Here is a 22,620-nt window from a genome sequence, read left to right as displayed (position 1 = left end):
CCGCGCGTCAAGCCGGGTCGCCGGGTTTCGGCGTGCGAGCCAGGCAATACACATCGACCCGGGCGGCGCCGGCTTCGAGTAGCAGATGCGCAAGCGTCTGGGCCGTCGCGCCTGTGGTGAGCACATCGTCCACCAGCGCCAGGTGACGGTTTGCCAAAGTGGCGTCGGGCGTCAGGGCGAAGGCATGGCGCAGGTTTCGACGTCTTGCCGGGGCATCGAGGGCTTGTTGTGCAGGCGTGTCCTGGATGCGCTGCAACAGGTTTTCTTCGCAAGGGATGTGCAGCGGCCCGCTGAGCCAGCGGGCCAGCAATGTCGCCTGGTTGAACCCGCGTTGGCGCAGTCGACGAGCCGCCAGCGGTACCGGCACCAGCGCATCGGGTCGCTCCAGCCCTTCATCGAAATGATGTTGGACCGACTGCGCCAACAGTTCGCCCAGCAAACGGCCAAGCGGCCACTTGGCCTGATGCTTGAAGCGGGTGACCAGCGTGTCCACGGGAAAGTCATAGACCCATGGCGCCACGACCCGTTCGAAGGCCGGCGGTCGCGTGGCGCATTGTCCACAGCGGAGCCCGGCCATCGGCAGCGGAAGCGCACAGACGCTGCATTGATCGCCGAGCCAGGGCAACTCGCTTTCGCACGGCGTGCAGATGGGTTGCGGTGTGTCGGTGGATTCGCCGCACAGCAGACAGGTCTGTTTGTTTTTTAACCAGATGTAAACCGATGTTGTGTGTCGTGGTTGACAGCGCATGGCTCTTCCTTAAATATGCCGAACATCCGTGTCGCGCCTGTGGGTATTCGATTTCCCCCAAGCGCCAGCCAAGCATAATCAAGGAAATGCCCATGAGCGCCAGCACCACTGCCAACCTGCGTCATGACTGGTCTTTGGCCGAAGTCAAAGCACTCTTTGTCCAGCCATTCAATGATCTGTTGTTCCAGGCGCAGACCGTGCACCGCGCGCACTTCGACGCCAACCGCGTCCAGGTTTCCACGCTGCTGTCGATCAAAACCGGCGCTTGCCCGGAAGATTGCAAATATTGTCCGCAGTCCGGCCACTACAACACCGGGCTGGAAAAAGAGAAATTGCTCGAAGTGCAGAAGGTCCTCGAAGAGGCGGCGCGCGCCAAGGCCATCGGTTCGACCCGATTCTGCATGGGCGCGGCGTGGAAGCATCCGTCGGCCAAGGACATGCCTTACGTGCTGGAGATGGTCAAGGGCGTGAAGGCCATGGGGCTGGAAACCTGCATGACCCTCGGACGCCTCGACCAGGAGCAGACCGAAGCGCTGGCCCAGGCTGGCCTGGATTACTACAACCACAACCTGGACACCTCGCCTGAGTTCTACGGCAGCATCATCACCACCCGCACCTACAGCGAGCGCCTGCAGACCCTGGCCTATGTACGGGATTCGGGTATGAAAATCTGCTCCGGCGGCATCCTGGGCATGGGCGAATCCCTGGACGACCGTGCCAACCTGCTGATCCAACTGGCAAACCTGCCGGAGCACCCGGAATCGGTGCCGATCAACATGCTGGTCAAGGTCGCCGGCACGCCGCTGGAAAATGCCGAGGACGTCGATCCGTTCGATTTCATCCGCATGCTCGCCGTGGCGCGGATCATGATGCCCCAATCCCATGTACGTCTTTCCGCCGGCCGTGAAGCGATGAACGAGCAAATGCAGGCCCTGGCATTTTTTGCCGGCGCCAACTCGATTTTCTACGGCGACAAGCTGTTGACCACCGCCAACCCTCAGGCCGACAAGGACATGCAACTGTTCGCGCGCCTGGGCATCCAGCCGGAAGCCCGCGAAGAACACGCCGATGAAGTCCACCAGGCGGCCATCGAGCAGGCGCTGGTAGAGCACAAGAACAGCGAGCAGTTTTATAACGCTGCTGTTTGATCGCTCGCCAATTCCCTGATTGGAAGCAGGACACTGTGGGAACGAGCCTGCTCGCGATAGCGATGCAACATTCAACATTCATGTCGACTGGTACACCGCAATCGCGAGCAGGCTCGCTACCAAAAAGGTCCTGGGCCAATCCATAGACAGTTGAGGCCTGCATGCCCTTCGATCTCGCCGCACGCCTGGCTGCCCGTCGTGCCGAAAATCTATATCGCCAGCGACCGCTGCTCGAGAGCCCCCAGGGCCCGGAAGTCGTAGTGGACGGCCAGCCGTTGTTGGCGTTCTGCAACAACGACTACCTGGGCCTGGCCAATCACCCGCAAGTGATCGAGGCCTGGCGCGACGGCGCAGCGCGCTGGGGCGTCGGCGGTGGAGCGTCCCACCTGGTGGTCGGCCACAGCGCGCCTCACCACGCCTTGGAAGAAGCCCTGGCCGAGCTGACCGGCCGGCCGCGGGCGTTGCTGTTCACCACCGGCTACATGGCCAACCTTGGCGCGGTCACTGCCTTGGTGGGGCAGGGCGATACCGTGCTGGAGGATCGCCTCAACCACGCCTCGTTGCTCGATGCCGGGCTGTTATCCGGCGCGCGCTTCAATCGTTATCTGCACAACGATGCCCGAAGCCTGGCCCAGCGTTTGGAGAAAGCCATTGGCAACACGCTGGTGGTGACCGATGGTGTTTTCAGCATGGACGGGGATGTCGCGGATTTGCCGGCGCTCGCCCGCGAAGCCAAGGCCAAGGGCGCCTGGCTGATGGTCGATGACGCCCACGGCTTCGGCACGCTGGGCGTTACCGGCGGCGGTGTCGTCGAACATTTCGGCATGTGCCAGGAAGACGTGCCCGTGCTGGTCGGCACACTGGGCAAGGCGTTTGGCACCGCCGGCGCCTTTGTGGCGGGCAGTGAGGAACTGATCGAAAGCCTGGTCCAGTTCGCCCGGCCCTACATCTACACCACCAGCCAGCCACCCGCTTTGGCCTGCGCCACGCTCCGGAGCCTTGAACTGCTGCGCAGTGAGCGTTGGCGGCGAGAACATCTGAGGCAGTTGATCAGCCAGTTCCGCCAGGGCGCCGAGCAGATCGGCTTGCGCTTGATGGACAGTTTCACCCCGATCCAACCCATCCTGATCGGTGATGCGGGGCGGGCGATAGAGCTGTCCCGGATGCTGCGCGAGCGCGGGCTGATGGTCACGGCGATCCGGCCGCCCACCGTGCCGGCCGGTAGCGCCCGCCTGCGGGTCACCTTGACCGCCGCCCACAGCGAGGCCCAGGTCCAGCTATTGTTGGATGCATTGGCCGATTGTTATGCAAGGCTGGGACCGGAGCCAAACCATGCGTGATCGATTGATCTTGTTGCCAGGATGGGGCCTGGGTACTTCGCCCCTCGAACCGTTGGCTGCTGCGCTGCGAGGGCTCGATGAGCACTTGCAGGTGGAAATCGAACCCTTGCCCGCTTTGGCGTCGAGTGCGCTCGATGATTGGCTCGATGAGTTGGATGCTGCGTTGCCCCAGGATGCCTGGCTGGGAGGCTGGTCCCTGGGCGGCATGTTGGCCGCGGAACTGGCCGCGCGCCGGGGCGAGCGCTGCTGCGGCTTGCTGACCTTGGCCAGTAATGTGTCTTTCGTGGCCCATGAACAATGGCCGGGGGCGATGGCCCCAGAAATATTCGATGGGTTTCTTGCCGGGTGTGTTGCCGATCCGCGCCAGACGCTCAAGCGCTTCAGTTTGCTGTGCGCCCAAGGGTGCGACGACCCACGCGGGTTGTCGCGATTGCTGCTCGGCGGTGCACCGAACACCGCGCCTGACGTGTTGATGGCCGGGCTCGAATTATTGGCGCAACTCGATACCCGGGCTGCGTTGCAGGGCTTTCGCGGTCCTCAGCTGCATTTGTTTGCCGGGCTCGATGCCTTGGTGCCGGCCGAAGCGGCGGGCGAGTTGCTGGCGTTGCTGCCGGATGTCGAAATCGGCCTGATTGAACAGGCCGGCCACGGATTTCTGCTGGAGGATCCCCACGGCGTGGCGGGGGCGATCCAGGCTTTCTTGCATGAGTCCGGTGATGACTGACTTATCCGTTGTGAAGCTACCGGGTGCTTTGCCTGATAAACGTCAGGTAGCGGCCTCGTTTTCCCGGGCGGCGGCCAGTTATGACAGTGTTGCCGAGCTACAGCGCGATGTAGGCGGGCAATTGCTCGGGCGCTTGCCTTCGTCGCTCGATCCACAGCGCTGGTTGGACCTGGGCTGCGGCACGGGCTATTTCACCCGAGCGCTGGGCGCGCGGTTCGGCGAGGATGCGGGCCTGGCGCTGGATATCGCCGAGGGGATGCTCATCCATGCCCGCCCGCAGGGCGGTGCTGCGCATTTTATCGCTGGGGATGCGGAGCGTTTGCCTTTGCACTCGGCGAGCTGCGACTTGGTTTTTTCCAGCCTCGCGGTGCAGTGGTGCGATGATTTCGCCTCGGTGTTGCGCGAGGCCCATCGTGTTTTGAGGCCGGGTGGACTGTTTGCCTTTACTAGTCTGTGTGTCGGCACGTTGTACGAACTGCGAGACAGTTGGCGTCAGGTGGATGGCTTGGTACACGTCAACCGTTTCCGTGATTTCGAGACTTATCGACAGTTATGCGCAAGCAGTGGTTTGAACGTCCTAAGTCTGGAAAATCAGCCCCACGTCTTGCATTACCCGGATGTACGTAGCCTGACCCACGAATTGAAAGCATTGGGCGCCCATAATCTGAATCCCGGCCGTCCCGGTGGGTTGACGGGCAGGGCACGGATCCTGGCGCTGGTTGAAGCCTATGAACAGTTTCGCCAGGTCCAGGGCCTGCCCGCGACTTACCAGGCGGTCTACGCCGTGTTGGAGAAACCGCTATGAGCCAGGCTTATTTCATCACCGGCACCGATACCGATGTGGGCAAGACCACCGTGGCGGCGGGCCTGCTGCACGCGGCGCGCCAGGCCGGCCTGAGCACGGCCGCCGGAAAACCGGTGGCTTCCGGTTGCGACGTGACGCCCAAAGGGCTGCGCAACGCCGATGCCTTGGCCTTGTTGGCCGAATGCTCGGTGCCGTTGAGTTATGCACAGGTCAATCCGGTGGCGTTCGAACCAGCCATTGCGCCGCACCTCGCCGCCCGGGAGGCGGGCGTCGCGCTCACGGTGCAGTCGCTGCTGGGGCCGATGCGTGAAGTGCTGGCGCTGGGCGCCGATTTCACTCTGATCGAGGGCGCGGGCGGTTGGCGCGTGCCGCTGGCCGGCCAGGACAATCTGTCCGACCTGGCGATTGCGCTGGGCTTGCCCGTTATCCTGGTGGTGGGCGTGCGCCTGGGCTGCATCAGCCACGCCTTGTTGACCGCCGAAGCAATCGCCCGCGACGGCTTGCAACTGGCCGGTTGGGTGGCGAACATCATCGATCCGGCCACCTCACGCCTGGAAGAAAACCTGGCAACCCTGGCCGAGCGCCTCCCGGCGCCTTGCCTGGGCAGGGTGGCGCGGATCCAGAGCGTAACCGCCGAGGCTGTGGCCGGGCACCTGCAGATGGACCTGTTGGACTGACGACTTGCCAAGGTTTTGCCTATGACAAGGCACTGTGCCATTAGTGTTTTTGTCGGGCCTTTTGCCAAGCCTTCTGGTTCAATGCCAGTGCCGACCCTTTCAAGAAAACGAGCCTCGCCATGGAAATCTCAGGAAATACCGCGTTCTACGCTGGTCTGAGCACGATTCAGACGGGGCAGAACCGTGTCGACCAGGCCTCCAGCCAGATCGCCAACAATACGATCGAGCGTTCGGTCACCAGCCAATCCTCCGAAGTCCAGGTCGATCGCCTGCGCTCGGTGGATCGCAGCCGGCAATCGGACCTGGCCAGCAACATGGTGGACATGGCCCAAGGCAAGTTCCAGGTCCAATTGGGCGTGAACGTCGCCAAGGCTTCCGACGAAATGCTCGGCACTTTGATCAACACATTTGCCTGATCCGACCCGACACGGACTTTGAAAACGCCGCGATAATCGCGGCGTTTTTGTCTCTAACTCCTTCTCCCTCAACTAATCTTTCCCTGCGCGTCCTGCGCACAATTCATAGCGATGGATTTCTCTCGTCCCGAACGCCTGCTAATCGATGACGAATGGCAAAAGATCGATGCTTGACAAGTTTTGGGCGTAAACGTATGTTTCAAACAACTGTTTGACCGCTACAACAAATCCGCGCGGTCGTTCATCCCCGGTTACATCAGCAGAGGTTTATCGCTATGCCTGACTACAAGGCCCCCTTGCGTGATATTCGCTTCGTTCGTGACGAACTGCTCGGCTACGAAGCGCATTATCAGAGCCTTCCGGCTTGCCAGGACGCAACTCCAGACATGGTTGACGCCATTCTCGAAGAAGGCGCCAAGTTTTGTGAGCAGGTGCTGGCACCGCTGAACCGCGTGGGTGACCTTGAGGGTTGCACCTGGAGCGAGTCCGGCGTGAAAACTCCGACCGGCTTCAAGGAAGCCTACAAGCAGTTCGTCGAAGGCGGCTGGCCAAGCCTGGCCCATGACGTCGAGCACGGCGGCCAAGGCCTGCCGGAGTCCCTGGGCCTGGCGGTCAGCGAGATGGTCGGTGAAGCCAACTGGTCGTGGGGCATGTACCCAGGCTTGTCCCATGGCGCGATGAACACCATTTCCGAACACGGCACGCCCGAGCAGCAAGAGGCGTACCTGACCAAGCTGGTGTCCGGCGAATGGACCGGCACCATGTGCCTGACTGAACCTCACTGCGGCACCGACCTGGGTATGCTGCGCACCAAGGCCGAACCTCGGGCCGACGGTTCCTACAAAGTGACCGGCACCAAGATTTTCATCTCGGCTGGCGAACACGACATGGCCGACAACATTGTCCACATCGTGCTGGCACGCCTGCCGGATGCACCCGCCGGCACCAAGGGCATCTCGCTGTTCATCGTTCCAAAATTCCTGCCGAACGCCGACGGCACCGTCGGCCAGCGCAACGCCGTGAGCTGTGGTTCCCTGGAACACAAGATGGGCATCCACGGCAACGCCACCTGCGTGATGAACTTCGACGCGGCCACCGGTTTCCTGATCGGCCCGGCGAACAAGGGCCTGAACTGCATGTTCACCTTCATGAACACCGCACGCCTGGGCACTGCGCTGCAAGGCCTGGCCCACGCCGAGATCGGCTTCCAGGGCGGCCTGAAATATGCCCGTGATCGCCTGCAAATGCGTTCTTTGACCGGCCCGAAAGCGCCAGACAAGGCCGCCGACCCGATCATCGTGCACCCTGACGTGCGCCGCATGCTGTTGACCATGAAGGCCTTCGCCGAGGGCAACCGGGCGATGGTGTACTTCACCGCCAAGCAGGTGGATATCGTCAAGTACGGCGTGGATGAAGAAGAGAAGAAGAAAGCCGATGCGCTGCTGGCGTTCATGACGCCGATCGCCAAGGCCTTCATGACCGAAGTCGGCTTCGAATCGGCCAACCATGGCGTGCAGATCTACGGCGGCCACGGCTTCATCGCCGAGTGGGGCATGGAGCAGAACGTTCGCGACAGCCGCATCTCGATGCTGTACGAAGGCACCACCGGCATTCAGGCGCTCGACCTGCTGGGCCGTAAAGTCCTGATGACCCAGGGCGAAGCGCTCAAGGGCTTCACCAAGATCGTCCACAAGTTCTGCCAGGGCAACGAAGGCAACGAAGCGGTCAAGGAGTTCGTCGAACCCCTGGCTGCGCTGAACAAAGAATGGGGCGAGCTGACCATGAAGGTTGGCATGGCGGCCATGAAGGATCGCGAAGAAGTCGGCGCTGCCTCGGTGGATTACCTGATGTACTCCGGTTACGCCTGCCTGGCCTATTTCTGGGCCGACATGGCGCGTCTGGCAGCGGAAAAACTCGCAGCCGGCACCACCGAAGAAGCGTTCTACACCGCCAAGCTGCAGACCGCGCGCTTCTACTTCCAGCGCATCCTGCCGCGTACCCGCACCCATGTTGCGGCCATGTTGTCGGGCGCCAACAACCTGATGGACATGAAGGAAGAAGATTTCGCGCTGGGCTACTAAGCCTTAGGCGATTCTCCACAAGCCGCTGCTTCTTCGGGAGCAGCGGCTTTTTCATGCCTGCCATAACCCCAATCAAGGCTTTCGACGAACCCGTGGCGAGGGAGCTTGCTCCCGCTGGGCTGCGAAGCGGCCCCAAACCTGCCGAATGCGAGCATCAGACACACCGCACCCGCCGGTTTACGACTGCTTCGCAGCCGAGCGGGAGCAAGCTCTCTCGCCACGGGGATTTATAGCGATCCTGAAACAATATTCATCCAACAAAGCCTTAAGAAAACTCCGGCCTCTGCCGTTACAGCGATGGCAGTGTGACATCGGTCACACAGCGCAGGCACAATGCCATCCTTGATCAGCCGGGTCGGAGCTTACCCTTGCCGCGTTCTTCCGCTGTACGTCTCAGCCATTTCCTACCGTCACTGTTGCTGTTGTTGGCAGGGCTCGCGGCTGCCTACGTCAAGGATCTCAACGTATTCTTTACCTCCCTGTTCAATGTGCTTCCTACATTGGTATTGCTACTGGGGGGCGCGTATTGCTCCGTTTACCGGCGCCAGCGTGAGCTGTTTCTGATGGTCACGGTGTACATCGCCTACTTCCTGCTGGACACCCAAACCGATTTCTACCGCGATAACGGTAAGGTGCGTGAAGACGCGGCGGTGGTGTTCCATCTCGTCTGCTTGTTGCTGCCGCTGTTGTTCGGGCTGTTCGCGGCGTGGCAGGAGCGCACCCATCTGTTCCAGGACATGGTGGCGCGGTTCGCGGTGTTGCTGGTTTTCGGCAGCGTGGCGCTGGCCCTGGAGCAAAGTTTCCCCCAGGCCTTGTTGTTGTGGCTTTCGGAGATCCGCTGGCCCGCGTTGCACGGCGCCTGGATGAGCCTGATCCAATTGTCCTACCCTATGTTCGCCGCCGCGTTCCTGCTGCTGGCCTGGCAATACTGGCGTAATCCCCGGCCGCTTCACGCGGCGCAACTGGTGGGGCTGCTGGGATTGTTCTGGATGCTGCCGAAAACCTTCATCTTGCCGTTCACCCTGAACATCATGTGCAGCCAGGTGATGCTGATGATTGCTGCCGCGGTCGCCCACGAGGCATATCAAATGGCGTTCCGCGACGAGCTCACCGGCCTGCCGGGACGTCGTGCCTTGAATGAGCGCATGCAGCGCCTGGGGCGCAATTACGTATTGGCGATGAGCGACGTGGACCATTTCAAGAAGTTCAACGACACCCACGGCCACGACGTCGGCGATCAAGTGCTGCGCCTGGTAGCCAGCAAGCTGTCAAAAATCGGCGGGGGCGGTAGGGCTTATCGCTATGGTGGTGAGGAATTTGCGCTGGTGTTCGCCGGTAAAACCATTGATGAGTGCATGCCCCATCTGGAAGTCATCCGTCAGTCCATCGAGACCTACGCTATTCAATTGCGTAATTCCGACAGTCGCCCCCAGGACGATCAGCAAGGGCGCCAGCGTCGCTCGGGCGCTGGCGCCTCCAGCGTATCGGTAACCGTCAGCATCGGCGTGGCCGAGCGCATCGAGCAGCGTACGCCCGAAGAGGTGCTCAAATCGGCGGACCAGGCGCTGTATAACGCCAAGGGCGCGGGGCGAAACTGTGTGGTCGCCTTCGGGCAGAGTCGTCGTGGTGCGGTGCGCATGGAGGCCGCCGCGGGTTGAGTGATGATGGCGCATTCAGCGTCTGGACTGTGATTGTGGGCCCCGGTGGCCGGCAGTAGGTTTAAACGATCTGCTACCGGAGAAAACCACCATGCCCGAGTACAAAGCTCCCCTGCGCGACATGCGCTTTCTGATCGACCACGTCTTCGATTTCCATGGCCGCTATGCCGAACTGGGTGCCAGCGATGCCAGCCCGGACATGGTCAGCGCCATCCTCGAGGAAGGTGCTCGGTTCTGTGAGAATGTGCTGGCGCCGCTCAATCGTCCAGGTGACGAGGAGGGCTGCCATTTCGACAATGGCGTGGTGACTACGCCTACAGGTTTCCGGCAGGCGTTCGCACAGTATGTGGAAGGCGGCTGGCACGGCCTGGCGGCGGACCCAGCGTATGGCGGCCAAGGCCTGCCCAGTTCCCTGGGCCTGGTCATCAGCGAAATGATCGGGTCGAGCAACACTTCCTGGGGCATGTACCCTGGCCTGACCCACGGCGCCATGTCGGCGATCCACGCCCATGGCACCGAGGAACAGAAGCAGACCTATCTCAGCAAACTCACCGCCGGCCAGTGGACCGGTACCATGTGCCTGACCGAAGCCCACTGCGGCACCGACCTGGGCATTATCAAGACCCGCGCGGTGCCCCAGGCTGACGGCAGCTATGCGGTGACCGGCAGCAAGATCTTCATCAGCGCCGGCGAGCACGACATGAGCGACAACATCATCCATCTGGTGCTCGCCAAGCTGCCGGATGCTCCGGCCGGGACCAAGGGCATCTCGTTGTTTATCGTGCCGAAGTTCCTGCCCGACGCCGCAGGCGAGGCCGGGGAGCGCAATGGCGTTTCCTGCGGGTCGATCGAACACAAGATGGGCATCAAGGCCTCGGCGACCTGTGTGCTGAACTTCGACGGCGCCAAGGGGTTCCTGATCGGCGAGGCGAACAAGGGCCTCAACTGTATGTTCACCATGATGAACCATGCCCGCCTCGGCACCGGCATGCAGGGTCTTTGTCTGGGCGAGGCGAGTTTCCAGGGCGCGGTCAGATACGCCAATGATCGTCTGCAGATGCGCTCGCTGACCGGCCCCAAGGCGCCGGAAAAAGCGGCCGACCCAATCATCGTCCACCCTGACGTGCGCAGGATGCTCTTGACGATGAAGGCCTTCAACGAAGGCAACCGGGCGCTGACGTACTTCACTGCGCAATTGCTCGACACCGCGCACTTGAGCCGCGACGAAACCGCCCGCCAAGAGGCCGAAGACCTGTTGGCCTTCCTCACGCCTATCTGCAAAGCGTTCATGACCGACACGGGGCTGGAGGTAACCAACCACGGCATGCAGGTTTTCGGCGGCCACGGCTTTATCCGCGAGTGGGGCATGGAACAATTGGTACGCGATTGTCGGATCGCGCCGATCTACGAAGGCACCAACGGCATCCAGGCCTTGGACTTGCTGGGACGCAAGGTGCTGGGCAGCCAAGGCAAGCTGCTGCGCGGGTTTACCAAAATTGTTCATCAGTTCTGCGCCGCCAATACCGGGCATGCGCAACTCCAGGGATACATTGCGCAACTGGACGGGCTTAATCGGCAATGGGGTGATTTGACGACCCAGGTCGGCATGGCTGCCATGAAAAATCCCGATGAGGTGGGGGCCGCCTCCGTGGATTACCTGATGTACAGCGGTTACATCATCCTGGCTTACCTGTGGTTGCGCATGGCGTTGGTGGCTCAGGCGCAACTCGACAGTGGCGATGGCGACGCGGATTTTTGCCGGGCCAAGCTGGCGACTTGTGAATTTTATTTCAAGCGCCTGTTGCCGCGCACGGCCGCTCATCGCTCAGCTGTCGAGGCGGGAAGCGAATGCCTGATGAAGTTGCCGGCGCAGTTGTTTGCGCTTTGAAGGGCTGAAATATCTCCTTGGCGAGGGAGCTTGCTCCGGCTTGAGTGCGTAGCTCTCAAAAAAGGGCTGCTGCGCACCCCAGCGGGAGCAAGCTCCCTCGCCACGATAAAACATCAAATTTCGACCGTGACTAAAAATTACAAAACGGTCACGGGTTGACCCTATGTGTCGCAAAAGTTGTTGGGGTACACTCTGACCCATTGTGAAACGCTTTCCCACGAACCAATTGTTTAGATCCTGCGAGGTTTGCCATGGCTGACTACAAAGCGCCCCTGCGCGATATGCGCTTCGTCCTCAATGAAGTATTCGAGGTCGCGAAACTTTGGGCTCAATTGCCGGCGCTGGCCGACACTGTGGACGCTGAAACTGTCGAGGCGATTCTTGAAGAGGCCGGCAAGGTCACCAGCAAAAGCGTAGCGCCCCTCAGCCGCGCGGCTGACGAGGAAGGTTGCCACTGGGCTGACGGCGCCGTCACGACCCCGGCAGGTTTCCCACAGGCTTATAAGACTTATGCCGAAGGCGGCTGGGTGGGTGTCGGTGGTGATCCGGCGTATGGTGGCATGGGCATGCCCAAGGCTGTTTCGGCCCAGGTCGAGGAAATGGTCAACTCCGCCAGCCTCTCATTTGGGCTGTACCCGATGCTGACCGCCGGGGCTTGCCTGTCGATCAATGCCCACGCCAGCGAAGCGTTGAAGGCCGCGTACTTGCCGAATATGTACGCGGGCATCTGGGCCGGCTCGATGTGCCTGACCGAGCCTCACGCCGGTACCGACCTGGGGATCATCCGGACCAAGGCTGAACCCCAGGCCGACGGTTCCTACAAAGTCAGCGGCACCAAGATTTTCATCACAGGCGGCGAACACGACCTCACCGAAAACATCATTCACCTGGTGTTGGCGAAGCTCCCGGACGCACCGGCCGGGCCGAAAGGCATCTCGCTGTTCCTCGTGCCGAAATTCATGGTCAATGCCGACGGCAGCCTGGGCGCACGCAACGCAGCCAACTGCGGTTCGATCGAGCACAAGATGGGCATCCAGGCGTCCGCCACCTGCGTGATGAACTTCGACGAAGCGGTAGGTTATCTGGTCGGCGAGCCCAACAAAGGCCTGGCGGCGATGTTCACCATGATGAACTACGAGCGCCTGGGCGTCGGTATCCAGGGCCTGGCCACTGGCGAGCGTTCCTATCAGAACGCTATCGAATACGCCCGCGATCGCCTGCAAAGCCGTTCGCCAACCGGCGCGCAAAACAAAGACAAGATCGCTGACCCGATCATCGTCCACCCGGACGTGCGCCGCATGCTACTGACCATGAAAGCCTCGAACGAAGGTGGCCGCGCATTTTCCACCTACGTGGCGATGCAACTGGATACCGCGAAATTCAGCGAAGACCCAGCCACGCGCAAGCGCGCGGAAGACCTGGTCGCGCTGCTGACGCCGGTGGCCAAGGCTTTCCTGACCGATCTGGGCCTGGAAACCACGGTCCATGGCCAGCAGATCTTCGGCGGTCACGGTTACATCCGCGAATGGGGCCAGGAGCAACTGGTGCGTGACGTGCGCATCACGCAGATCTATGAAGGCACCAACGGTATCCAGGCGCTGGATCTGGTAGGGCGCAAGATCGTCGGAAGTGGTGGGGCGTTCTATAAATTGTTCGCCGATGAAATCCGTCATTTCACCGCCACCGCAAGCAGCGATTTGTCGGAGTTCACCCAACCGTTGAACGATGCCGTTGGCACGCTGGACGAGCTGACCGAATGGCTGCTCGATCGGGCAAAAAACAACCCGAACGAAATTGGCGCGGCTTCGGTGGAATACCTGCAAGCGTTCGGCTACACCGCTTATGCCTACATGTGGGCGTTGATGGCCAGGGCGGCCCTGGGCAAGGAAAGCCAGGATGATTTCTACGCAGGCAAGCTGGGCACGGCGCGATTCTACTTCGCCCGCCTGTTACCGCGAATTCATTCGCTGAGCGCTTCGGTGAAGGCCGGCAGTGAGTCGCTGTTCCTCTTGGAGCCGGGCCAGTTCTGAAGGTGTGTCGTGATGTAAGCAAATGCTTACATCACGTGCTGGCGATTTCCCTCTATCGGCAGATTGGATCCACGGCTAATCTAGCTTCCATGGACGTAGCGCAGGACGCGCAAAAGTAACAACACGGACACGTAGGATTCTGCCAGGAAGGCGGAGTGAAATGGATGTCAGGGAAACAGTCTGCAAAGCCCCGCTTCGGCGGGGTTTTCTTTTGCCTGCGTTTTTTGTCCGCGCATAACCTTCCCTTTGGGCGCCCCTTGATGGTCCGCACTGAACCCTGACGAGCGGTCAGGTGTCCATGAGCATATGGCAATATGGCCATCGCCAATCAGGGAGTCATCCATGGATATCATTCGCATCATCATCGCCATTCTTCTGCCGCCGCTGGGTGTGTTTCTGCAAGTCGGTTTCGGCGGGGCTTTCTGGCTGAATATTCTGCTGACGCTGTTGGGCTACATCCCAGGCATCGTGCATGCGGTGTACATCATCGCCAAGCGCTGAAAGTTTGCAGCTAGAGGATTGCTCTTGTGGCGAGGGAGCTTGCTCCCGCTGGGTCGCGGAGCGGCCCCAAGCCCTGCGATTGCTGCGCAATCGAGCGGGAGCAAGCTCCCTTCGCCACAAGAGCTCGCCACTTTTTATAAGCTCACTTCTATCACTTTTCGATAAAACAACCACTCATGCTCCAGCGCATGCGCCTGGTTCGACGCCTTGCGAAAGCCGTGGCGCTCGTCCGGGTAGTAGTGCGCCTCCACCGGAACACCGTTGTCTTCCAAGGCCTTGACCATATCGCGGGTTTGCTGCGGCACGACCACGGCATCGAGTTCACCTTGGAAAAAAATCATCGGCGCGCGGATCCGGTCGGCGTGAAGCAACGGCGTGCGGGCCCTGTAGCGTTCGGCGTCCAGCTGTGGATCGCCGATCAGCCAGTCCAGGTAGTCCCCTTCGAATTTGTGTGTCGCGCGGCCCAGGGCAGCGGGGTCGCTGACGCCGTAGAGGCTGGCGCCGGCACGGAATACGTTCCGGAACGCCAAGGCGCAAAGTGTCGTGTACCCACCGGCGCTGCCGCCACGAATGAAGGCGCAGCGGCTATCGATCAAGCCCTGCTCATCCAGATACGCGACAACCGCGCAGGCATCCTCGACATCCACCACGCCCCAGTTCAAATGCAATGCCTGCCGGTAAGCCCGGCCGTAGCCACTGCTGCCGCGGTAGTTGAGATCGGCCACGGCAAAGCCGCGCTGGGTCCAGTATTGGATGCGCGGGTCGAAAATGGGATAGCAGGCCGACGTCGGCCCGCCATGGATAAACACCACCAGCGGCGGTTTAGCCTTGGCGTCCATCGCAGGATAAAAGAACCCGTGGGCCTCGCTTGAAGCGACGGGATAGCGCAGGGTTTGCGGACAGCTGATGTGCTCGGCGGGTAACGGCGAAACGCCGCCGGCCACGATTATGGCTTCGTGGTTTTGTCGTTCAATAGCAATGACCGCCGACGGGCTGGTCGGCGAAGCGGCAATTGCATAAACGAATTGCTCATCCATGGCCAGGCTGCGAAAGCGGCTGTAGGGTCCGGTGAACTCCTCAATCGCGCCGCTATGGCGCAGGCCCAGCCGGCCAAAACCCGCTTCGGTCCAGCTCGCCAGGTAAATGTCCTCGCCCAAGGGCAGCCAGGTACAGCCGCCCAATTGCCAAGGCGCCGGGGCGTGATCGGCTTCGGCGGCAGCCAATGGTTTCAAGAAGCCGGCATCTTCGACCCAAGGCTGCCAATAACCACCCCGATCCGTCAGGCAATAAAGACGATTCGCCGCGTCGAATCGTGGTTGCTGGATGGACTCATCCTCACCTTGGCCGGCAACGCAGCGCGGCTCACTCCAACCTGCATCGTTACGCTCTGCCAACATCAGTCGCGTGGCCGTCCAGGGTTGATGAGGACGGCTCCATTCGATCCAGGCGAGGCGCTTTTGATCCGGGCTCAGGATCGGCGCGGCGTAGAAATCCGCACCCTCGGCCAGCACCTGTCGCTTAAAATCGGCCAGCCCGATCGACACCAGACGATGCTGATTGGCCTGTTCCTCAACCGCCAGCACTCGCCCCGCGGCGAAGTGCAGGTCGCCATATCGCCTCTCGCCCCAAGTCAGCGCCACGGGACGATCGCCGTCCAATGACTGGTAATACAGCTGTTGGTCGGCCTCGTTGACAAACAGCACGCCGTCATCGCTCAGGCAAAACGACCCGCCACCGTATTCGTAGACCCGACTGCGCGCGCTGAACCCGTCCGGGGTCAGACAGCGGGCCTTGGCATCTTGCCAATGCCAGATCCGGCAGGCGCCATCCGCTGGGCGGTATTCATTCCAGAAAAGCCCTGAAGGCCCGAGTTGCAGTTCGGCAAAGTCGATGCCTGCCGCGACAGCCTGGGCGGCGCTGAGCGGATCAGCCTTTAACGATGAGGCGCGAGTTTCGTTCATTGCGAAAGGCCAATTGTTCAATGGTTTGCGTGGCATGCTCGGCGTCTTCGCGCGCCTGGAGAATCATGCCGTGGTGTTCGGATTTGCTGCACACCGGGTCGGCGTTGCTGGCGTCGCCTGTGAGCATGAACGCCTGGCAGCGGCAGCCGCCGAAATCCTTTTCTTTTTCATCGCACGAGCGGCAGGGCTCGGGCATCCAGTCGTATCCGCGGAAACGGTTGAAGCCGAACGAGTCGTACCAGATGTGCTGCATGCTGTAATCGCGCACATTCGGAAACTGCACCGGCATTTGCCGGGCGCCATGGCACGGCAATGCGGTGCCGTCCGGCGTGACGGTCAGGAAGATGCTGCCCCAGCCGTTCATGCAGGCTTTGGGGCGTTCCTCATAGTAGTCCGGGGTCACGAAGATCAACTTGCACGGATTGCCTTCGGCTTCCAGCTTGGCCCGGTATTCATTGGTAATGCGTTCGGCCCGCACCAGCTGTTCCCGGGTGGGCAGCAGGCCGACGCGGTTGAGGTGCGCCCAGCCATAGAACTGGCACGTGGCGAGCTCGACGAAGTCGGCTTGCAGGGCGATGCACAGCTCGATGATGCGATCGATCTTGTCGATGTTGTGCCGATGGGTCACGAAGTTCAGCACCATCGGATAGCCGTGGGCCTTCACCGCCCGGGCCATTTCCAGTTTTTGCGCGAAGGCTTTCTTCGAGCCGGCCAGCAAGTTGTTCACCTGCTCATCGCTGGCCTGGAAACTGATCTGGATATGGTCCAGGCCGGCCTTCTTGAAATCGCTGATTTTCTGTTCGGTCAAACCGATACCGGAGGTGATCAGGTTGGTGTAGAAACCCAACTTGCGCGCCTCCCCGATCAGCTCGGCCAGGTCCTGGCGCACCAGCGGTTCGCCACCGGAAAAGCCCAACTGCGCAGCGCCCATCTCCCGGGCCTCGCGGAACACCTTGAACCACTGCTCGGTGCTCAGTTCCTTGCCTTGCTCGGCAAAGTCCAGCGGGTTGGAGCAGTACGGGCATTGCAGCGGGCAGCGATAGGTCAGCTCGGCCAGCAGCCACAACGGCAGGCCGACGGCGGGCTTCTCAGGCAAGGGTGATCCAGTGCTCAGCACGGGCGACCTCCATGAATTGCTCGATGTCGTCACCGAGCTCAGGCACACCGGGAAATTGTTTGTCCAGCTCAGCGATGATCGCCGCCACATCGCGCTCGCCATCGATCAGGCCACCGATCAGCGCAGCGCTGTCGTTCAGCTTGATCATGCCTTCAGGATAGAGCAGCACGTGACCTTTCTGGGCCGGTTCGTACTGAAAGCGATAGCCGGGGCGCCAATCGGGGATTTGGCTGCGATCGAAACTCATAAGGCGATTCCTTTGTGCCAGACCCGTTGGTCGGTCACGGTGTGATAGGGCGGGCGGTTCAGTTCGTAGGCCATGCTCATGGCGTCGAGCATGCTCCAGAGAATGTCGAGTTTGAACTGGAGAATCTCCAGCATGCGTTCCTGGCCTTCACGCGTGGTGTAGTGCTGCAAGGTGATCGCCAACCCGTGCTCCACGTCGCGCCGGGCCTGGCCCAGGCGGGTGCGGAAGTATTCGTAGCCGGCCGGGTCGATCCATGGGTAGTGCTGCGGCCAACTGTCGAGGCGCGACTGGTGGATCTGCGGGGCGAACAGTTCGGTCAGCGAGCTGCTGGCGGCTTCCTGCCAAGAGGCGCGGCGGGCGAAGTTGACATAGGCGTCCACGGCGAAGCGCACACCTGGCAGCACCAGTTCCTGGGAACGCAATTGATCGGGATCGAGGCCCACCGCTTGGCCCAGCCGTAGCCAGGCTTCGATGCCGCCGTCTTCGCCAGGGGCGCCGTCATGGTCAAGCAAACGCTGGATCCACTCGCGGCGGACCTCCCGATCCGGGCAGTTGGCCAGGATCGCGGCGTCCTTGAGCGGAATGTTCACTTGGTAATAGAAGCGGTTCGCGACCCAACCCTGGATCTGCTCGCGTGTGGCACGGCCTTCGTACATCGCCACGTGGTACGGGTGATGGATATGGTAGAAGGCGCCCTTGGCGCGCAAGGCTGCTTCAAATTCTGCGGTGGTCAATGGCGTGTCAGTCATTTCGGGGCCTCCTACAGTTCGATGCTCATGCCGTCGTAGGCGACTTCGACATTGCGTCGCACCAGCTCGGCCCGCTCGGGTGAATCCTCGTCGAGTATCGGGTTGGTGTTGTTGATATGAATAAGGACCTTGCGCTGCTCGGGCAGTTGCTCCAGCACTTCAAGCATGCCGCCAGGGCCGTGCTGCGCCAGGTGGCCCATTTCCCGACCGGTGCGGGTGCCGACGCCACGGCGCTGCATTTCATCGTCGTCCCACATCGTGCCGTCCACCAACAGGCAGTCGCTGCCGGCCATGATGTCCAGCAGCGGACCGTCGACCTTGCCCAGGCCTGGTGCATAGAACAGCTTGCCGCCGGTGCGCAGGTCTTCGACGATCAGCCCGATATTATCGCCCGGGTGCGGGTCGAAGCGGTGCGGGGAATAGGGCGGGGCGGCGCTGCGAAGTGGCAGTGGGGTAAAGCGCAGGCTTGGGCAAGCGGCAATAGTGAAACTCTGATCGAGTTGGATGCGGTTCCAGCTCAGGCCGCCGTTCCAGTGGGTGAGCATGTTGAACAGTGGGAAACCCGTGCTCAGGTCTTCATGGACCATGTCGGTGCACCAGACCTGGTGCGGGCAACCTTCGCGCAGGCTGAGCAGGCCGGTGGTGTGGTCGATCTGGCTGTCCATCAGAATGATCGCGCCGATACCGGTGTCCCGCAGGGCCCGGCCAGGCTGCATCGGGGCAAATCCCTGGAGCTGGGCGCGAATGTCCGGCGAGGCGTTGCACAGCACCCAGCTCACGCCGTCGTCGGAAATCGCGATGGACGACTGGGTACGCGCCTGGGCCCGCAGGCTGCCGTTGCGAAAACCTGCGCAATTGGCGCAGTTGCAGTTCCACTGGGGAAAACCGCCGCCCGCGGCGGAGCCTAGAATCTGGACGAACATGGTCGCTCCATCTACAAACCGAAAATAAAAACGCCCCGGATGACCGAGGCGTGGTGTTGCGTACTACCGCCTGCAGCAATCAACGGCTGGCGAAGTACATGGTGACTTCGAAGCCGATACGCAGATCGATATATGCGGGTTTGGACCAGGACATGGGAATACTCCTTTGGTTGGGATACTTCGGTTAGATGGTACGGGTGGAACCTATACATATAGTCCACCTCCGCTCGGAGATGTTCAGATGCTTAGGCGGCTATGTTACTAAATCTGACAAATTCCTTCGCCGCGATTCTTTGAGAAAGCTCGTTGCATGGCCGGTAACGATCATCGCACCGCGCGCCAGGGCGTTCCCGGGCACGGCGCGTTGCTCAGGCAGGAACGTCCGCCGAGGGCTTCTTTCAAACGGTGCGCGGCGTCGACCAGTTGTCCGCGTGTCATCGATGTTATGACGTCGGGTAACCGTTGCAGGTAGTCCGTTGGACGACCGGCCAGTTTGCCCTGCCAGAGCAGTTCGGCTGCCTGGACGATGGGCATCGCCGCGCTTTGAATCTGGCTGGCCAAGGCCTGTTGCTGGCTGGTCAGGGTCGAGTCGTCTAGCTGCTGGATCAACTCAGGCAAGGTTTCCAGGAACTGCTCCATATGTTCAGCCAACTGCGCTGCCGAGGCACCGGGTGATTGGGCGCCCAGTAGCAGGCCGGTGCGTCCGTCGATCTGCTTCAAACCACTGAACACCGCATAGCCCAGTTGCAGGTCCACTCGCAGGCGTTGGTAGTACGGGGTTTGGCTCAGATGGGCGAGCAAACGCCACGCAGCCTCGTCGCAAATGTCCTGGGTTGCCGTGGGGCAGAACATCAGTACGGCGTGGTCGTCTCCTGGAGTTTCGAGCGTGTGCCAGGCGCGTCCCGGAGCAGCCACGAGCGTCGACACCGCTTCTTCTCGGGCGATCCCAGGAATTCGCGCCAGAACGGGGCCCAGCGCCACTTGAGTGGCCGCCGCCAGACCGACGGCCAAGCCGTCCCATCGGGCGTTCGTCCAGACGCTCTGATCGCTGTCGGACGATGATGGCGATCGTGGGGTTTGCCGCAAGAGCTCCGGCAATTCACGCAACAGCTGTCGGATCGGTATCAAGGGAGGCTCGCTATTGGCCGGGACTGGCGGCAGCGGCTGGCCCAGTTCCACCAGCAGGTGTTCAAGTACTCGCGGCATCGGTGCCTGCAAGCCGGTCAGTTTCAGCAGGCATTGTTCGTCATGAGTCTCGAAGGTAATGTCCACGCCGGCCTGGCGGGCGTCTTCGCGCAGATCCGCCAATTGCCGATCGAGCCTGCGTTGGTGGCCGGGCGATACGGGGGCCGCCAATAGCCAGCGCAGGTACACCGCGCCTTCCGGCGAGGTATCCGGCAATGCCTGGCTGAACTGCATGGGCGAGCGTTCGCGCCGGCCCCGGCTGCGGTCTTGTGCGAATGTTCGTAAGCCGCGGTGGGCACTGGTTTGGCCGCGAATCAATCCGGCGCGGGGTGGTTCGTTGATGCTCTGCAGAAACGGGTTGGGCGAGGGCAATTGCCACGGTTCGACGGGCTGGTCGACGGCGTGTAATTGCTTGAGGATTTCCCTGAGGCGCATCAGGTCGTTTTCCGACAAGGGGCCTTGGCGTCCTTCGCTGTCCCAACGAGCCAGTTGCAAGGCTGTTGCCGTCTCCAGTTGGCGTTGGCGTAGCGCAGTGAACGCCTGGCGAAGTGATGCCCAGTCATCCTGAGCGGCAAAAAAACCCAGCCAATCGCGCAGCAGCGGTTGGATATCAGTCGGCACCTGGTCGCGGTCGTGCTTGAACTCGATGTGAAGCAGTGCCTGACCAGAAAATTCATACAGGGGCACGGCTTTGAGGCTGTCAGCCAGACCGCGTTGGCGCAACGTTGCAAGCAACCCGCCCGGTTTAGGGGCGTTGAGCCAGTGGCAGAGGAAATCCAAGGCTTGGGGCGAGGCGGCAGGCAAGTTTTCGAAGGCGAACAGTACGTCGAGCGAATCTTGCCGGGCCTGCTGGTACCCGGTCTCGGTTGCTGCCATGAGCCTCGGCGGTGGCTGCCTGACCTGCGTTCTGCCGGTTGGCAGGCTTTCACCGAACTGAGTGGCCAGCGCCTCCAGGGTCCCGATGCGTTGCGGGCCGGCCAGGCTCAAGGTCATCTGGCCGCTCTGATAGAAACGCTGGTAGAAATCGCGCAGCGCGCTCTGGAATTCTGGCTGTGGTACGGCGAGGCTGTCGCGATTGCCCGCATGAAAGCCGCGCAGTGGGTGACCCTTCGACAGTCCTTCATACAAGGCAACCTGCCGCTGGGCCGCCGCATCCTGGGACCAGGCAATAAACTCTGCGTGCAGCACTTCCCGCTCTCGCAACTGGTCGGTCTCATCCAGACGCAGATGGGCAAGCATGTCCGCCAACCGCTCAAGCCCACCGGGCAGGGCGGCAGGAGGCAGCTCCAGAATAAACTCCGTGGTGCGTTCACTGGTACGCGCGTTGACCTGCCCGCCGTGGTCCCGCACGTAGGCCATCAGGTTCTGCCCAGTGGGAAAACGCTCCGTCCCCAGGAAGAAAAGATGTTCAAGAAAGTGCGCCAGCCCCGGCCAGGCCTTGGGCGCATCATGGCTACCGGCGGCCACGCGCAACACCGCAGCGCTGCGCTTGAGGCCAGGAGCATGACGCAACGTCAATTTCAGGCCGTTGGACAGGGTTTCGGTAGAGGGGCGGAGGGAATCGGGGGCCGGCATGAGCGCTTCCAGGACTGGGATGTGCTCATGCTAGCGGATTAGCCCGGATCAGTGTTTGTGCAAGTCGCCGTACAGCGCCGCACGCCGATCGTGCAGGTAGTTGTAGGCTGCCCGCGTTTGCTCCATCAATTGTCGATCCAGCTCACCCACGATCAACGCTTCGTCCAGCCCCGCCAACGCCGGGCGGCTGCCGTTCGGGGCGGCAATGCTGCTCTGACCGCAATACTGCAACTCACCTTCGTGGCCGCAATAGTTGGCATAGGCCACGAAACACTGGTTCTCGATGGCCCGGGCGCGCACGGTGACGTCGGCGATGAACTCGTACGGATGCATGTTGGCGGTGGGTACCAGGATAAGCTCGGCGCCGGCCAGCGCCAGGCGCCGGGCATTTTCTGGAAACTCTAGGTCATAGCAGATCAGGAAGCCGAGCTTCCAACCGTTGAGCTCCACGATCGGCAACGCTGAATCGCCCGCGCTGAACATCGTGCGGTCGAGGTCGCCGAACAAATGACTCTTGCGATAATTGGCCAGGCGCTCGCCGTGGGCGTCGATCAATTGGACCGAATTGTAGATCTGCCCATCTTCGCTGCGCTCCGGGTAACCATAGAGAATGGCCAGGCCGGCCGCCTTGGCGATGCGGCCGATTTGCTGCGCCCATTCGCCGTTGTAGACCTCGGCCAGTACATTCACCGCATCGACCCCAATGTTGTAGCCAGTCAAGAACATCTCCGGCAACACCAGCACATCGGCACCCCTGGCTTCCAGCGCGACCTGGTGCAGTCGCTGCAGGTTGCCGGCCGGTTCCATGGGCAGCGGTGGGCATTGGTAAAGGGCTACGCGCATCGAC

The 22,620-nt window shown here is 61.4% G+C and carries 20 protein-coding genes; 11 read left to right on the top strand and 9 right to left on the bottom strand.

What is annotated here, in order from left to right:
• Window positions 1-7: 7 nt before the first annotated feature.
• Window positions 8-748 carry a double zinc ribbon domain-containing protein gene (locus J3P76_RS23250; RefSeq protein WP_434609168.1) on the bottom strand — a complete coding sequence of 247 codons (741 nt, stop codon included), beginning with the start codon at window positions 746-748 and terminating at the stop codon, window positions 8-10.
• 92 nt (window positions 749-840) lie between these two features.
• Here J3P76_RS23250 and bioB point away from each other — a divergent pair, with 92 nt between their 5' ends.
• The 11 genes from bioB to J3P76_RS23195 all read left to right on the top strand — a co-directional run bounded on the left by bioB (window position 841) and on the right by J3P76_RS23195 (window position 14,016).
• Window positions 841-1,896, top strand: a complete 1,056-nt coding sequence (bioB, locus tag J3P76_RS23245; protein ID WP_434701284.1) for a biotin synthase BioB — start codon at window positions 841-843, stop codon at window positions 1,894-1,896.
• 161 nt (window positions 1,897-2,057) lie between these two features.
• The gene (gene bioF, locus J3P76_RS23240) at window positions 2,058-3,236 is read left to right on the top strand and encodes an 8-amino-7-oxononanoate synthase (RefSeq protein ID WP_434675475.1); all 1,179 of its coding nucleotides are present in this window, start codon (window positions 2,058-2,060) and stop codon (window positions 3,234-3,236) included.
• Window positions 3,229-3,960 (top strand): alpha/beta fold hydrolase, encoded by a 732-nt coding sequence (locus J3P76_RS23235; protein ID WP_434649851.1) that lies wholly within the window; start codon window positions 3,229-3,231, stop codon window positions 3,958-3,960. Before bioF ends, J3P76_RS23235 begins: the two co-directional genes overlap by 8 nt.
• A complete protein-coding gene (bioC, locus tag J3P76_RS23230; protein ID WP_434609174.1) occupies window positions 3,953-4,765 on the top strand; it encodes a malonyl-ACP O-methyltransferase BioC in 813 nt (270 codons plus the stop codon). The genes J3P76_RS23235 and bioC overlap by 8 nt, the downstream gene beginning before the upstream one ends.
• On the top strand, window positions 4,762-5,442 hold the full coding sequence (gene bioD / locus J3P76_RS23225; protein ID WP_434701283.1) for a dethiobiotin synthase: 681 nt from the start codon (window positions 4,762-4,764) through the stop codon (window positions 5,440-5,442). Before bioC ends, bioD begins: the two co-directional genes overlap by 4 nt.
• A 119-nt stretch (window positions 5,443-5,561) precedes the next feature.
• Complete coding sequence (locus J3P76_RS23220) at window positions 5,562-5,858, top strand: pyrroloquinoline quinone biosynthesis protein PqqE (RefSeq protein WP_434649853.1); 297 nt, start codon at window positions 5,562-5,564, stop codon at window positions 5,856-5,858.
• A 275-nt stretch (window positions 5,859-6,133) separates the two neighbouring features.
• The gene (locus J3P76_RS23215; protein ID WP_434701282.1) at window positions 6,134-7,939 is read left to right on the top strand and encodes a phenylacyl-CoA dehydrogenase; all 1,806 of its coding nucleotides are present in this window, start codon (window positions 6,134-6,136) and stop codon (window positions 7,937-7,939) included.
• Between the two features lie 368 nt (window positions 7,940-8,307).
• Complete coding sequence (locus J3P76_RS23210) at window positions 8,308-9,597, top strand: GGDEF domain-containing protein (RefSeq protein WP_420764902.1); 1,290 nt, start codon at window positions 8,308-8,310, stop codon at window positions 9,595-9,597.
• 91 nt (window positions 9,598-9,688) lie between these two features.
• Entirely contained in the window at window positions 9,689-11,485 is a 1,797-nt protein-coding gene (locus J3P76_RS23205) for an acyl-CoA dehydrogenase C-terminal domain-containing protein (RefSeq protein ID WP_434609178.1), read from the top strand.
• A 251-nt stretch (window positions 11,486-11,736) separates the two neighbouring features.
• Complete coding sequence (locus tag J3P76_RS23200) at window positions 11,737-13,515, top strand: acyl-CoA dehydrogenase C-terminal domain-containing protein (RefSeq protein ID WP_420764900.1); 1,779 nt, start codon at window positions 11,737-11,739, stop codon at window positions 13,513-13,515.
• Between the two features lie 342 nt (window positions 13,516-13,857).
• Window positions 13,858-14,016 (top strand): YqaE/Pmp3 family membrane protein, encoded by a 159-nt coding sequence (locus J3P76_RS23195; RefSeq protein WP_038436734.1) that lies wholly within the window; start codon window positions 13,858-13,860, stop codon window positions 14,014-14,016.
• Between the two features lie 134 nt (window positions 14,017-14,150).
• Here J3P76_RS23195 and J3P76_RS23190 read toward each other — a convergent pair whose 3' ends face one another.
• From J3P76_RS23190 to J3P76_RS23155, 8 genes are all read right to left on the bottom strand, one after another.
• Window positions 14,151-15,977 carry a prolyl oligopeptidase family serine peptidase gene (locus J3P76_RS23190; protein ID WP_434609180.1) on the bottom strand — a complete coding sequence of 609 codons (1,827 nt, stop codon included), beginning with the start codon at window positions 15,975-15,977 and terminating at the stop codon, window positions 14,151-14,153.
• A complete protein-coding gene (gene pqqE, locus J3P76_RS23185) occupies window positions 15,943-17,073 on the bottom strand; it encodes a pyrroloquinoline quinone biosynthesis protein PqqE (protein ID WP_434561969.1) in 1,131 nt (376 codons plus the stop codon). The genes J3P76_RS23190 and pqqE overlap by 35 nt, the downstream gene beginning before the upstream one ends.
• The gene (pqqD, locus tag J3P76_RS23180) at window positions 17,066-17,341 is read right to left on the bottom strand and encodes a pyrroloquinoline quinone biosynthesis peptide chaperone PqqD (RefSeq protein WP_420764897.1); all 276 of its coding nucleotides are present in this window, start codon (window positions 17,339-17,341) and stop codon (window positions 17,066-17,068) included. The genes pqqE and pqqD overlap by 8 nt, the downstream gene beginning before the upstream one ends.
• Window positions 17,338-18,090 carry a pyrroloquinoline-quinone synthase PqqC gene (gene pqqC / locus J3P76_RS23175; RefSeq protein WP_434609184.1) on the bottom strand — a complete coding sequence of 251 codons (753 nt, stop codon included), beginning with the start codon at window positions 18,088-18,090 and terminating at the stop codon, window positions 17,338-17,340. The genes pqqD and pqqC overlap by 4 nt, the downstream gene beginning before the upstream one ends.
• A gap of 11 nt (window positions 18,091-18,101) precedes the next feature.
• Window positions 18,102-19,013 carry a pyrroloquinoline quinone biosynthesis protein PqqB gene (gene pqqB / locus J3P76_RS23170; protein ID WP_434609186.1) on the bottom strand — a complete coding sequence of 304 codons (912 nt, stop codon included), beginning with the start codon at window positions 19,011-19,013 and terminating at the stop codon, window positions 18,102-18,104.
• 79 nt (window positions 19,014-19,092) lie between these two features.
• Window positions 19,093-19,167: a pyrroloquinoline quinone precursor peptide PqqA gene (gene pqqA, locus J3P76_RS23165; protein WP_003177660.1), complete on the bottom strand. Its 75-nt coding sequence runs from the start codon at window positions 19,165-19,167 to the stop codon at window positions 19,093-19,095.
• 170 nt (window positions 19,168-19,337) lie between these two features.
• Window positions 19,338-21,773, bottom strand: coding sequence for a pyrroloquinoline quinone biosynthesis protein PqqF (gene pqqF / locus J3P76_RS23160; protein WP_434628196.1), 2,436 nt, complete (start codon window positions 21,771-21,773; stop codon window positions 19,338-19,340).
• Between the two features lie 48 nt (window positions 21,774-21,821).
• Window positions 21,822-22,616, bottom strand: coding sequence for a carbon-nitrogen hydrolase family protein (locus tag J3P76_RS23155; RefSeq protein WP_434609190.1), 795 nt, complete (start codon window positions 22,614-22,616; stop codon window positions 21,822-21,824).
• Between the last annotated feature and the right edge of the window lie 4 nt (window positions 22,617-22,620).

The sequence above is a fragment of the Pseudomonas sp. D1-36 genome (assembly GCF_051132205.1).
Classification (GTDB): Bacteria; Pseudomonadota; Gammaproteobacteria; order Pseudomonadales; family Pseudomonadaceae; genus Aquipseudomonas.
This window is presented reverse-complemented; position numbering and strand designations above follow the sequence as displayed.